Origin of the sequence: Bradyrhizobium sp. BR13661 (assembly GCF_029892425.1) — a bacterium.
In the GTDB taxonomy this organism is placed as follows: Bacteria; Pseudomonadota; Alphaproteobacteria; order Rhizobiales; family Xanthobacteraceae; genus Bradyrhizobium.
The window spans coordinates 51,746-64,077 of record NZ_JARXWB010000042.1; the positions used below are offsets into that span (position 1 = coordinate 51,746).

The following is a 12,332-nucleotide window of genomic DNA, read 5'->3' on the forward strand; positions in this document are numbered from 1 at the left end:
GAATTGGACCTCGATTGAGGTCCGGAGAATTCGTCATCTGCGCGCTGGCTGATGGGACGCTTATCCTAAGATAACGAGCCGCTCAGAAAAAAAGTCGAGACCGTCGCCGACAGACGCAGATCAGGTCGGTATACACGTTCGTAAACCTGCAAATCCTCTCTCGGGGCGCGTGCCAGCGGCTGCTATTCCTGCACAGTGGCTAAGCTAGTCGCCTCTTGGCGGCCGAGGCCGCCTCTTCACTGACTTACCTTTGCGCTGAAGCGCATCTTTCTCAGCTCTCCATCGATTGCAGCCCACTCGCTCAGAGCATCTTCGTGACCGCAGAATCCTGCAAAGTTGCAATGCGACGTTCATACGCCTATTTAGGTCATTAGCAATCAAGTGTCTCCCTAACCGTGGATCAGAGAGAAGAACCGTGGCGACAATGCTCACGCAGGCGGGCCCGATGCTAGAAGCAGAATCCGTCGAGCAATTCGATCTGACGCCGGAACAGCGTGACACTGCGGCGCGACTTGATCGGCTGCTCGGAACCGCGGTTGCGGATCGCTATACAGACTTTTGTCGCCTCGCAGCCGGGGCCTGCGAGTTGCGGGTGGCTAGACCCATCGCCGCCCACGCGCTCCGAGAACTTGACTCGCTGCTGCGGCATATTCTCGAAGTCCCCATGGATGCCCGAGCTGTGGAAGACGAAAAGACTACTGAGCTTATTGAAAAAGCACGGCAGAGTCTGATTGAACACGGCTTCGACGAGCCCGCAATTCAGCGTGCAGCAAAAGCTCTGAAGCCGCGCTTCAGTCACAAAAACCAAATCCGCGCAATTGTGACGCGTTTAGGCCTCGCGCCGGACGGCGACGTTGCAAAATGTTGGATTGCACTTTGCGACGGTGCCGGACGAGCCCATGAGCGCTCCTTTCATCATTCGCTAGCGGTCGACGACGAGTTCCGGACAAAATACCAGCAGCCTCTCGACACGGTGATTCGTGCCGTCGCTATCGCCCTCGAAGGCCGCTACGTTGCCTTGATGCGTCGCGTGGAAGAGCTGGCTGCTTTACCTAATCGCTCTGAAGCGGTCGCGCTCTTTGCCAGCGAAATTCCCGGCACTCTTCCTCTTCAGAAGCATTTTTTTGAGAGACTTCAAACGGGCGATTGGCTGCCACATCTTGCCGCAAAGAGGCTCCTTGGCGAGCCGCTTGCGGATTCGACGAACGGCGATGAAATACGCTTTCGCCAATGGCCTGCCGGAAGTTTCCTCCTCAGGATGGCGGCATCGGACGATGCTGTCACGCGGAAAGGGGTTGCTGACGCCCTAAGGACTGTTGGACCGTCGCTTCACCCAAGCATCCATGAGAATGGGTTAGAGATTTTAGCTGCTCTCCCAGCGGACGAGTCCGCGCAGCTCATCGATCTGGCGGTCGGTTGGCTGAGCCGCGAGAACAGATCATTCTTTCTTCAGGCTCCCGAAAAGCTTCTGAAGAAGCTGGCCGAAGCCAAGCAAACGAGCGCCCCACTCACGGTTGCCAGAGCGCTTCTCCAGATTTGGGACCGTAACGGCGAGATTGCCAGCCTCTATGGCCACCATATGTATGAACATCATCTACCGTCGATGGTGGTCCCGCTCACTAAGGCCTGCGGCGAAGATGCTGTCCGTCTGTTCATCGAACTTCTCCAGCAGGCAATACGCATCACGGATAGAGATACGTGGGGTTATCACTCATCTGAGCCGGTCGCGAGCGACGAGCGAGCCCAGCACGATATCTATGATGCGCTCCTGAGCGCCGTGCGCCGTTCGGCCGAAACGCTTGTTGCGGATAATCCCGCCGAGATGCGTGGCACCATTGGCATTCTAACTTCTCAAGACTCGAAGATGTTTACGCGGATCGCGTTGCATATCCTGGCCCAGAATCCCGCTGCCGCACCGGAATTAGCCAAAGAGTGCTTGCTTGATCAGGAACTGATCGAAGCGTCGTGGGCCCAGGACGAGTACGCCTCGCTCGCGCTCGCGTGGTTTCCTTCGCTGGCGGCCGAAGAGCAAAACAGCATATTGGCTGTAGTTGACGGTATTCCGAATAAATATCGCGCTGCGTGGAAGGCGAGATTTGAGGAGCACACGAAGGCACCTCCGACCGCCGAGAATGAACGCAGATTCGATGCGTCATCGATTCGGGACGCCGTTTGGAAATGGCGCGCCGTTCTGCCGCCTGAGCGGCAAGAAGCCCTGAACAAGATCGTCGCCGAACTCGGAGACCCGGATGCTTGGAAACACCAGATGTTTCCCGAGGAAGTAAGTCCGTTAACGGGAGCGGACTTCTCATCAAGGCCCATGCCGGACATCGTAGCCTTTCTGAAATCGTGGCGTCCCGAGACAGGGCCACAGCGGCAAACCGTGACGGCGCTGGCTCAGGAACTCAGGACCGCCGTAGGTAATGATCCCAAGGCATACGCCGCCGGTGCAGACCAGTTGATCGGCTTAAAACCGATCTTTATTCGACGAGCGCTGGAAGGTCTCCAGAACGCAGCGAACAATGCGCAAAGTTTTGAGTGGGGCAACCTACTAAAATTGATTGAACATGTCTTCGCTCAGCTGCATCAAACGATTGATCCAACTACGGTCGTTGATGGCGACGACAAAGATTGGGTTTGGGCTTGCAAGGCAGCGTGCGAGACGCTGGCAGCGGGATTGCGGCGCGGAGCCGCGGATATCGGATTTGAGCATGCCGACATGGTTCGCCAACTCGTGCTCACGATCACGAAATCGGCTCCAAAGCAGCCCGAATTTACCGATTTCGAAGAACGCTTCGCAAAAGAGCCGTTCTTTGCGGCTCAAACCACTGTGCGCGGACTTGCCCTCGAACTCTGTATTTTCCTAATGTTCTGGCTGAGCAAAGACCAATCCAGCGCATTCGGCGTGTTACCGCGGCAGACGTTGGCCAATCTCCCCGAAATTCAAAATATCCTCGATGCAGAACTGGCCGATAGGTCCCCGAGCGGTCGCATCCCATATGCCATCATGGGGGCGCATCTCCGCTACTTGCTGTACTTCGGCGAAGAGTGGCTTAGACCGAAGATGAAAGCGCTCTTCCCGGCCGATGATGACGCTTTGCGTCAATCGGCATGGCTCTCGTATCTTGGGTTTGGCCGAGGGCCGCTCAACGACCTGATTTCCGATCTCCGCGATTGCTATGCGGCGGAAATTGCTCAGTCCGGCACGTCCGACAAACAATCCGACCGAGACTTCCGTCAAGACAGCCTGTGCCAGCACCTCATTATCCTGCATCTCTGGGGCGGCCTGCCGGACGATCTGCTTGAGCAATTTTGGCGCGATGCGCCAGCGCGCATGAAGCGCTATGCGATGTGGTATCTTGGCACTCAGCTCGACCTGCCGAGCACATCGCTGCCGGACGAGATGCGGAGCCGCGGATTCTCATATTGGGAACGACGGCTCTCGGCAGCGATTGCCGCACCTGATCCTGAGCCATTCCGTTCCGAGCTAGGCGCTATCGGACAATGGTACGTTCGACGTCAGATTGACGATCAATGGCTCTTGGGGCAATTGACCACCATGTTGCAGGCCGGGTTCGTTCCGACCGATGTATTCAGCGTCGTCGATCGGCTTCATAAAATGTCGGCAAATCATCCAGATCAAGCCGTTGCCGTGCTCACGTCGCTCTTAAGGAATCCGCGTGTCGATCGGGCGGCCTACGTTACTCAGCGCGAGTTCATCCGCGGCATCTTGAGCGCTGGTATTAGTAGTGAAAATGCGGAAAGCAAATTGCTCGCGGAGGAGCTGATCGGATTTCTCTCGACGATCGGTGAAACGAGTTATATCGACCTCGTTCGGACAGCCGCCGCGTAGTCCTTGCTCACATGGCCAGGAGGCGCAACAATTCGGCGCGGCCGAGTTCGCGGCGTTCTAACAGCGCTGCGGCGACTATTTCCACCAATGGCCAATTCTCCTTGAGCAAGCCCTCCGCCTCTTGCCTCGCCGACGCCAGATAGGCGTCACGGTCATCTTCGAAGTGCACGCCTTCGGTAACGAGTCGCTTCGCCCAATGATCGTCGTAGGCATCGCCCTCATCATGGGTGCGCCCTGGAAATTTGATGTCGTGCGCTATGGTTCCGGCAACTTCGATCAGCACGCGCGTCCTGATGTATTTCTTTTTTGCCTCGGACTGATCGAAATGACGAAAACCGCCTTGAGGCGCATCCTGCTCAAATTCCGTCTTGCCAACCGCGCCTCGGCCGTCCGCGATGATTGATACCGAAAGCGGATAGCGTTCGAGCACGCAGCCGATAACCGCATGTCCCGCTTCGTGATAGGCTGTCTCCTCCTTATTTTCTTCGTGACCTGGCATGGTGGCGCTTTTGCTGTCTGGTAGACGAGGTCGAGTTTAGCCCGTCAGCGCCCTTTCGAAAACAACCAATCCGCCAACCAAGGCGTCCTCTCACTGTGCCCGGTTCTGCCGAGACGCGCGTGCCTGTCAAAGCCGCTCGCTTCCTGCTCTGCGTTGCGTGCAGCTCCGCGCCTCCGGTGTCCTTCGGACAGCTTGTGACAGCCCCGCTTTTCCGCCTCGGCTTGCGAACGGGCATCGAGGCCGCCGGGCGAACCGGAAATCGGTTGCCGACATTCCGGGCCAGTTGCCGCTGTTCCGAGGCCGCCACGAAGCCGCGCCTGCCTTAGCAGGCGCGGCTTTTGCTCGACCGGAAAGAAAGTCGCCGAGAGCGTACGTTGTCGCTATTCTAAACAGCGACGATTCATCCAAGCGCTGTGTGATCACATCCCATGGCATTTCCGATCGGGCCAGACCCGCGTTCCCAAGAGCCCGAGACCGACTTTCTCATTCAGGACCCCTTCGGTTTACGGCGGGCCGTCACGCCCGTCTTCGCCTTTGACTTGAACGACGGAATGCTAGTCGACCCAGTCAACGGGCTGTCGATCGGCCTCGGCACATCTTTCTATGTAACACCCTTTGGTCATCAGCTTTCAGCGATGCACGTTGTTACAGATTTCTTAAACGAGCTGGGCGTTCCAATCCGGCCAGGACCCGAAAAGAATTTGATCCAGCCCGAGCGCACATGGATCGGCATCTACCAAGATCCGGGCCTCGTCTTCGGCGCTAGACCGGCAGGAAGCTTGTTACTCGCAACCGACTTTGTTCTGTTCCCAGTCGATCAATTGCAGCACCCGTTGGCCGTGACATTCACATCCGAACAGCTCAATTACGTGGAACCATCGCTTGATCTTGCGAGCTGGAACATCTCCGGCCTTAACGAGCGCAGAACGACATTTCTTCCGATGCGGGTTGGCTGCCGCGCCAGTATCGCCGAGGGAGATCGCGTGCTGGCGGCCGGCTATCCCGAAATAAAAAGCTGGCGGCGGCCAGGCGCACAGATCGTTTCATTCCAAGAGGAGATGCGAGGCTCAATTGGCCGGGTTACGAAAGTCGATCGCACATGGGAGCAAGGCCGCAAGGTCTGGCCGACGTTTTCGGTCGATGTTCACTGGAAGCCAGGCATGAGCGGCGGGCCTGTCTTCAACGAAAACGGTGAAGTCGTCGGGATTGTCAGCCGCGGTGGCGCTCTATCCGATGAAGCGGGTGGATGGGGACACGCCCTATGGCTTGAAGCGCTGCCGTATCGACAAGACATTTATGGCTGCATTGATCCAATGAATCCGGGATGGATACTGGGCTGGGGCGTTTGCAACAACGCCCATTCGCTGGTCGAACTTTTCCCGACCCGCGAAGGAGCCGAAGCATATGCCGGAATCCACGGTCCGGGCTTAAGCGTGCGGTATGTTTCGACGCAGCATCCCGCGCGGCTCGGAAAGTCAGCCGGTTGAATGGGGCGACAAGTCACGTCGCGCCAGCACGAAGCGAATATTGCGCAAAGTCATGCACGCGGCAGCTCGCTCAGGCGAGCCTTCGGGGTACATCGGCAGCGTCGCGGCGATCCGGGATGCCAGGGCGCAAAGCTCCGTACGCGTCAGGCGCATCAGTTCGTTGATTGTCAATGCTTGCATCGTTTCCTTCATCGTTTTTCGACCGCGCCAATCACGGCCTTCTGACGGAAGCCCTGCGACGAAGGAGGCGGCTGCATCGCTTGCGACGGAAACGAAGAGGACGAGCGCTTTAGCGCTTGCCGCCATGAGCCGACGCACGGTGCGAAATGGCCTTAAGAAGGATGGGTCTGGTGTGGCCGAGATGGGGAAACGGGTGCTGACAATTCAGCAGGACGCACGCAAGATGGGGCTTTGAGGGCCGACACGGCTTGATGACGAGATGGCGATGTATCTGAAGGTTCAGAGCGTTGAGGACGTTGATCGCTACATGGATCGATTGCGCGCCTCCGCCCGCCGTGCGCAGGAGTGGCTTGCAGCTCAGTCCGGTGATCCGCTCGACCTCCTAAGCAAGATCAAGTTCGATACCGTCGGATACCATCCGATCGAGGACCGCTCGCTCAACTTTATCGAACAGATCAACCAGACCTGGACGTTTGCGGTCGCGCTTGCCGCAGCACGGCAGTTGCTTGTCCTGCACCCGGAGGTTGGCGGCTTTCGGCTGGCGCCGGGTGCGCATGCGTCTATTCCGCTCGACGTCATGAGCGAGGCCGAGGGAGAAGTTGGAGCCGAGACTTTCGCTGCGGTATCACCGCGCAACAACGGCAAGCTCGTGGCGGACCTCGCCAAAATGGCGCAACGGCCCGAGAAACATCGCTATGTCTTTTTCATGTCGCCGCGCCATCTGAAAGCCGAACGCTTGCCACAGCTCGAACGCGACGGCGTACAGGTGTGGAGCGTGGCAATTTAACGCCACGCGCCGAATGGGTGTTGGAATCAACGAGGTCGGCGTAAGGACCAAAGTCGATCGTCCAAACCGAGACGCTTATCAGCTCCTCGTATCTGCGCTGCGAGAGCTTGCTGTGCCTACGGAAATCCTGCGGCTTGCAGCCATTCACCTTACAGAAGTGACGTTCGATCGCATCGAAGATCGCGGGAGTGAATACGCCCGTACCGACCATGACATTAACAAACCCAGGATGCTCCACGAAATGGCACATGCGGCAGATCGTTCGCAGCCCGACCAGGAGGGCGACCCTCGTCTTTATGTTGTAGACCCAGTCTTCGTGCGCGTGCCTTTCAGAGCCGACCGGGCTTGATCCGCAATACTGGCAATTTGGCACTTGCTCGAACTGGACTACCCTCAGCTTGTTCCACCGCCCGCGCGTAAGGCGCTTACGAAGATTCGCGCCCCATAGGAGCGGCGGGACCATTGAAATGCCGACCTTGTAGTTGGCCATGGGTTCTTTCCCTGAATTCTGTGCCGTCGCTCGCCGAATGGCGGGCCACGAATCCATAGCCAGACCTCGAATCTCGCTTGCGCGGGAGAATGGCGCTTGTAAATCTGGGCGCATGGTCACCCTCGCCAAACTTTGCGCCGAGATGGAGCGCTCGCAGCGTCTTTTGACGCCGCGCGCCGCCCGTGATTGGTGGACCAAAGGCTTACTGCCACGGCCGCAGCGTCGCGGCCTCGGTCGGCAAAAGGGAACAGAGACCTTTTGGGTCCAGCCACGCGTTATCGACCAGGCGAAGGCAACTTATGATTTGCTCGCGCGCCACAGTCGAACCTACACGGTGCGCATAGGTCTATGGCTCTTGGGCTTCCCGGTTGAACTCAAACTTGTTCGTTCTGCATGGGCGGAGCTTATTGAGCGCAACCGCCCCCACCGCGGTTCCTACTCTGGCAAAATGCCGCTTGATGATGCCGTAGCTCGGCTTGCTGCCGCAGTAGGGCCGTCGTTGCTTCGGCCTCAGGCTCCCGCCAGTCTCAAGCATAAGGCGACCGAGGTTTGCGTCGAATTCCTTTCGGCTTTTTATGGTGTCGACGAGGAACCCGAGACTTTCGGGTTAGCCGCGGATCTGGCCGCAACGATACCCTACTGGTCCAATGGCGCTTCGCAGCCCTTATCGTTCGACGACGCGCACATCGCGTGGATTGTTGCGCAAACACGTGATTGGCTTTCGTTGCCCGTGCAGCGGCAGATTTTGCGCACCGCGAACGACCACGAGTTTTGCCGTGCGCGACGATTCCTCAAAGTCGGGCTCGGAATCTTGGAGCGCACCGCCCGCAAGCTTCCAATCGATCAACGCCAAGCTCTCCAACAACAGAGCCACATTTTCGTCGTGATCTTCGGTCGGATGCTGCTGTTGCCATTGATCGCTGCTCTGAGAGACCCGTCGTCTTCGACGCATGTCCCTATGCTTCTCCGTCTTAGCCGGGGCGCGAAACAGCAATTCCCGCCATTCAGGAGGACCGCAATTTGATCGGTTGGGAGCGAGAACCCTTCGAGCTAATTAATGAAGGGCATTTTCAGGTTACGAAGCCAGGGCCATTGCACGCGCCGGTTCACAGCTTTTCAATTCGCCGAAACGAAAAGCTCGACATCATTTTGGAGACGCGCGGACCAGCCGACGCCAAATCATCGGCACCGGAGGTCCCTTCGGGTACCGTTCGCCTGAATACCGACACCGTGGAGCTAACGAATATTGCGGGCATCAAAGCAGTGCTGAGCGGCATTCAGCCCTATTCCTTCAAGACTTCGCACCACTATGGGGAGAACCGGCATGTCTTGACCGAAGAGGCTCGGGCACACCGAATAGATGCCGTTATCGGTGTAGGCAAAGAACCCGCTTACATCATTGATTGGGTAGATAACGTCCCCGGTTCATTTCACTGGCCGGATACGATCAGGACGGATGTATCAACAATTACCACCAGGAGCATCGCTGAAAACAACGATGGCATAACTCTGACCAGTTCAGAGGGTCGCGAGGGTTTCGGCAAGCATGCAGCGAAACTTGTTGTTGCTGGCGCTACAGTTTTTTTATGCGTGCTCGACCGAGAAGAAGCCGATGGGCGCCTAAGGCCGGGATGCATTATCTATGTCGGAGCGCCCGACCAAGAGTTTCGCAAACGCGTAAGAAATGCCCTGTCATTCGCGCTCGGCGCCTTTCTCGTCGACCTAGGGAGCGTTGCGTACACAGACGAATGGGCGGTGCAATCGTTCCGATTGAATAGTGCCTACAGCATCGGAAGGAGAGTTTTTGATTTGCAGGTTCTGCATCCTGCACCGCTCCATATGAACTGGCAGCACGGTATCGATCGCGTGCCTCTCAACCGCATCGTGAATGCCATCGTCGAAAAATATGATGAAATCGATTTCGGAAACCTAGGGTGGGCTTACTGGCACGCCTTATGCGCAACGCCGCACATCGCCGGTGTGCATTTCGGAGCCGCAATCGAAGCGTTGCAGCGGCGGTATATCGCGGCCAATCCGACTAAGATCCAGACGAAGATCATTGACGATCGCGCTCTCTGGAGCAAGTTCAGCGATGCGGTTGACGGCGTGATAGCCAACTCGGCTCTACCTGAAGAGAGCAAAGCAGCACTTCGTCAAAACATTGGATCACTGAACAAGGTGCATCAGAAGGCGAAAATGGACGCCCTTCTACGAGACCTTGGTATCGTGCTCGGACCGGAGGAGGCGCTTGCCTGGAAACGCCGGAACGATGCAGCTCACGGTAATGAAATGGAAGCCGGAGGGGAACTGTCGCTGATCCAAGACAACAAGTTGCTGAAAGTCGTCTTCCACCGAATGTTGCTGCGGATCACCAACGCAAGCGACTTGTATTTTGACTACGCGACGCCCGGTTTTCCGATCCGGCGCCTCGTCGAACCCTCGTCGTCGGCGTCAGTCATTCTGCCCGGAAGATCATCATAGGCTCGGGATAGGGGAACACATATACGACCTGAAACCCTTTCGTATCCAGAACTGCCGTTTCTTCGAGCACAAGCTTGCCGCTGTTTTGGATGCGGTCAGCGACAAGCAGCAGTCGAACATCGGGCCCCGCAGCAGCACGGTAGCCCTCCAATTCCGCCGACTTCTTCTCGATCGCATCGCGAATGATTGGCATCGGGCTGCGATCTACCCAGCCCACACGGTGATTGATACTGAACCATTCGGGCCGGAATGATTTGGTGACATGTAAGCGAAGCCCGCGGCCGTTATCGATGACCACATGATGGCCTATTGGCTTGGCTGCAAACTCCTCCGCCACCAATGCCGGAACGATGGTCGGCATATTATCCGTGGTTAGTCGACCCACGATCTGCACGCGCAACGTTGTCGGCGTCACGCTCTCGTATTCACGCCGCAACTTTTCGATCTGCCGATGAATACCGGATTCTTCTCGCTTTATAACCGATCCCGCTTGATCTTGGGCGCCTATGAAGATTTCTCGAACTTCAAGTCTGAAACGCTCCTGACCTTCGGTTACAATGAAATCCGGATGTTCGCGGTCCTCCTCCAGAATCCACACTTTGCCGGACAGCTTCGCAGCTTCCTCGACGAAGAACCGCTCGCGGCGCTTTTGATTGGGTTTGGTCACTGTCGACGAGCCCTGAAACCTGCGTTCGCCGAAATGTAGCACAGTTGGACGCCCGGCGCTTCAGGAGTTGCCGGAGCGAGCGCTATCTGGCTCTCTCGCTGGATCGCCCTCCAGAGGTGGCTAGACTGCCCCAATCCAAAATGGGAGGGGCCAGATCGTTGGTGTCCAATGACTATCCGTGGCTAGGTGAGGAGCAATGGCGGTCGCGGTGGGACGCATTTCGCTCACTTCGATCGGACCGATCTTGTTGAGCACGGCCGCCATGCGATCCTGTCCAACGACGTCGCCAACAACGACGTGATATGTCGGTGTGTGCTCGTTGGACCAGAGGCGGATTTCCGCCATAAGCATAAGACGGTCATCACTCGAAAACCCCGTCGTCCGAAGGACGTACCCTTTATCGGGTTCGGGCTCGGAAATTTTAAAGTTTCCCCCAACAATGAACGACGGATTTGGCCGTGCCCCCAGTATGTAGGGCAAGCAAATTGGCCGGAAGTCGCTCGGTTCCAGTGCGCACAGCAAGTTACAGTAACCGATCTTCGCAAGCAGCCGTGCAAAGCTCTCCGGCACGTGCCGCGCCTTCGATGTCAGCGGGATACCAAAGCGCTCCTCGAACGTCTTCGCTTTGCTGTCGTCATGGATGGCAACCAGTTGCCAACCGGTCGACATATCCAGGGTGTCAGGCATTCCTTCGAGAAGACCCGCGCGATGCATCTTGTAGAACAGCATGGCGGCCGGGTACTCGCTGTAAGGCACTTTGACCTTGTGGCTTGGGTTGTGCGCATCGGTCAGGACAATGTGTGTCTTTCGATCCTTCTTTCTCCGGCTTGGCGCATTGTAGCTTATGCGAGCATCTCCCCAAAGGCCGCGGGCAACGTCTTGCTCGAACTTCTTGGTAATATCTGCGCACGAATGGCAACTTGCATCGTCAAGTATGTGCTGGCCTCCCAACGAAAGAGGCACGACATGCTCGTCGGTGAGAGGCACATCCCGTTTTCCGCAGTAAATGCAGAACCCCCGAGATGGAATGATCGTATGGCCGTGTGTCATGGATGCTCAATATATCAGATAAGTGTGGGGCGCGTCCGGCATTGCCGGTCGGGCTCTACTCGCTACGCTCCCCGAGCCGCTGAAGCGTCTCGGCCATTGGGTCACGATCCCTCGCGCAATAACCTACTTTGAGTTCTGCCAGATGAGGCTTCCGGCAAAGCCACCGAACATTTGGACGATATGGTGGAGACGCATAACGATCTTGTCCGTTTCCTCGTTCACGTCGGCATCTTCCGGCACTTTGAATATCTCACGTACGGCAGCGCGATCGCTGACCATGTCACCGGGCTCAAAAAACCAATTGTGAGGTTCGTCTCCAAGAGAGATCGAACCGATGGCGTCGGGATGTTTGGCGACGAGCGACGCGAGAGCGCGCTCAATCGTCTTCGGATCGTAGTGGAATGTCAGGTTATTGCGAAGCCGCCCCATCACCTTTTCGAATTCCGGGCTTCCGATAAACGCCAACAGCGCTTCGAACCCTTTCTTCGTGAAGGGATCGCTCCTCTCAACTGCCTTCCGAAGCTCTGGGCTATCGCGGATCTCCATAACGATTTTCATTGCTTCGTAGATGTGTGAGACTTGAAGACGAATAAAGTAGATTTTCGCGCCTCGTTCGCGATGCTTCCTGGCGGCTCCGGCGTCCTCGGTCCATCGGCGTTGTGCGTCCATGGCAAGGCTCATATCGTTGATCACCATCATCAACCGAATCAGCACCGAGCCTAGCTCTCCCTTTGACGCGATCGTGTCATTCGGCTTGCAATATTGACCCCCTAAGCCGGGGGATCGGCGTCCAAAATTGACCCCCTACAGATAGGTCTGTTGCGCTGCCTGCTTTGGA

At 57.0% G+C, this 12,332-nt stretch carries 10 protein-coding genes; 5 read left to right on the forward strand and 5 right to left on the reverse strand.

The features are described 5' to 3' along the window. The first annotated feature begins 415 nt into the window (after nt 1-415). Entirely contained in the window at nt 416-3,853 is a 3,438-nt protein-coding gene (locus M2427_RS38380; protein WP_280712005.1) for a hypothetical protein, read from the forward strand. 7 nt (nt 3,854-3,860) lie between these two features. On the opposite strand, the gene M2427_RS38385 is transcribed toward M2427_RS38380, so the two are convergent. After that, nucleotides 3,861-4,352, reverse strand: coding sequence for a hypothetical protein (locus tag M2427_RS38385; protein ID WP_280712006.1), 492 nt, complete (start codon nt 4,350-4,352; stop codon nt 3,861-3,863). A gap of 428 nt (nt 4,353-4,780) precedes the next feature. On the opposite strand from M2427_RS38385, the gene M2427_RS38390 reads away from it, so the two are divergent. Continuing rightward, nucleotides 4,781-5,839 (forward strand): serine protease, encoded by a 1,059-nt coding sequence (locus tag M2427_RS38390; RefSeq protein ID WP_280712007.1) that lies wholly within the window; start codon nt 4,781-4,783, stop codon nt 5,837-5,839. Here the strand turns inward: M2427_RS38390 and M2427_RS38395 are convergent. Next, nucleotides 5,828-6,145, reverse strand: a complete 318-nt coding sequence (locus M2427_RS38395; RefSeq protein ID WP_280712008.1) for a hypothetical protein — start codon at nt 6,143-6,145, stop codon at nt 5,828-5,830. The two genes, M2427_RS38390 and M2427_RS38395, sit on opposite strands and share 12 nt — an antisense overlap. 139 nt (nt 6,146-6,284) lie before the next feature. Here M2427_RS38395 and M2427_RS38400 point away from each other — a divergent pair, with 139 nt between their 5' ends. The 3 genes from M2427_RS38400 (at nt 6,285) to M2427_RS38410 (ending at nt 9,777) form a co-directional block, all read left to right on the forward strand. After that, a complete protein-coding gene (locus M2427_RS38400; RefSeq protein ID WP_280712009.1) occupies nt 6,285-6,806 on the forward strand; it encodes a hypothetical protein in 522 nt (173 codons plus the stop codon). A 602-nt stretch (nt 6,807-7,408) separates the two neighbouring features. After that, nucleotides 7,409-8,320: a hypothetical protein gene (locus M2427_RS38405; protein ID WP_280712010.1), complete on the forward strand. Its 912-nt coding sequence runs from the start codon at nt 7,409-7,411 to the stop codon at nt 8,318-8,320. Next, on the forward strand, nt 8,317-9,777 hold the full coding sequence (locus tag M2427_RS38410; RefSeq protein ID WP_280712011.1) for a hypothetical protein: 1,461 nt from the start codon (nt 8,317-8,319) through the stop codon (nt 9,775-9,777). The genes M2427_RS38405 and M2427_RS38410 overlap by 4 nt, the downstream gene beginning before the upstream one ends. Here the strand turns inward: M2427_RS38410 and M2427_RS38415 are convergent. The 3 genes from M2427_RS38415 to M2427_RS38425 all read right to left on the reverse strand — a co-directional run bounded on the left by M2427_RS38415 (nt 9,752) and on the right by M2427_RS38425 (nt 12,193). After that, entirely contained in the window at nt 9,752-10,444 is a 693-nt protein-coding gene (locus M2427_RS38415) for a hypothetical protein (RefSeq protein WP_280712012.1), read from the reverse strand. The genes M2427_RS38410 and M2427_RS38415 overlap by 26 nt on opposite strands. Before the next feature lie 120 nt (nt 10,445-10,564). Then, the gene (locus M2427_RS38420) at nt 10,565-11,494 is read right to left on the reverse strand and encodes an HNH endonuclease (protein ID WP_280712013.1); all 930 of its coding nucleotides are present in this window, start codon (nt 11,492-11,494) and stop codon (nt 10,565-10,567) included. Between the two features lie 123 nt (nt 11,495-11,617). Next, entirely contained in the window at nt 11,618-12,193 is a 576-nt protein-coding gene (locus M2427_RS38425; RefSeq protein WP_280712014.1) for a hypothetical protein, read from the reverse strand. Nucleotides 12,194-12,332 lie beyond the last annotated feature (139 nt).

Excerpts from the sequence above, each read along its gene's own strand:
- M2427_RS38405 (WP_280712010.1), top strand. The coding sequence starts at position 7,409 with ATGGTCACCCTCGCCAAACTTTGCGCCGAGATGGAGCGCTCGCAGCGT.
- M2427_RS38400 (WP_280712009.1), top strand. The coding sequence starts at position 6,285 with ATGTATCTGAAGGTTCAGAGCGTTGAGGACGTTGATCGCTACATGGAT.
- M2427_RS38425 (WP_280712014.1), bottom strand. The coding sequence starts at position 12,193 with ATGATGGTGATCAACGATATGAGCCTTGCCATGGACGCACAACGCCGA.
- M2427_RS38390 (WP_280712007.1), top strand. The coding sequence starts at position 4,781 with ATGGCATTTCCGATCGGGCCAGACCCGCGTTCCCAAGAGCCCGAGACC.
- M2427_RS38385 (WP_280712006.1), bottom strand. The coding sequence starts at position 4,352 with ATGCCAGGTCACGAAGAAAATAAGGAGGAGACAGCCTATCACGAAGCG.
- M2427_RS38420 (WP_280712013.1), bottom strand. The coding sequence starts at position 11,494 with ATGACACACGGCCATACGATCATTCCATCTCGGGGGTTCTGCATTTAC.
- M2427_RS38395 (WP_280712008.1), bottom strand. The coding sequence starts at position 6,145 with ATGGCGGCAAGCGCTAAAGCGCTCGTCCTCTTCGTTTCCGTCGCAAGC.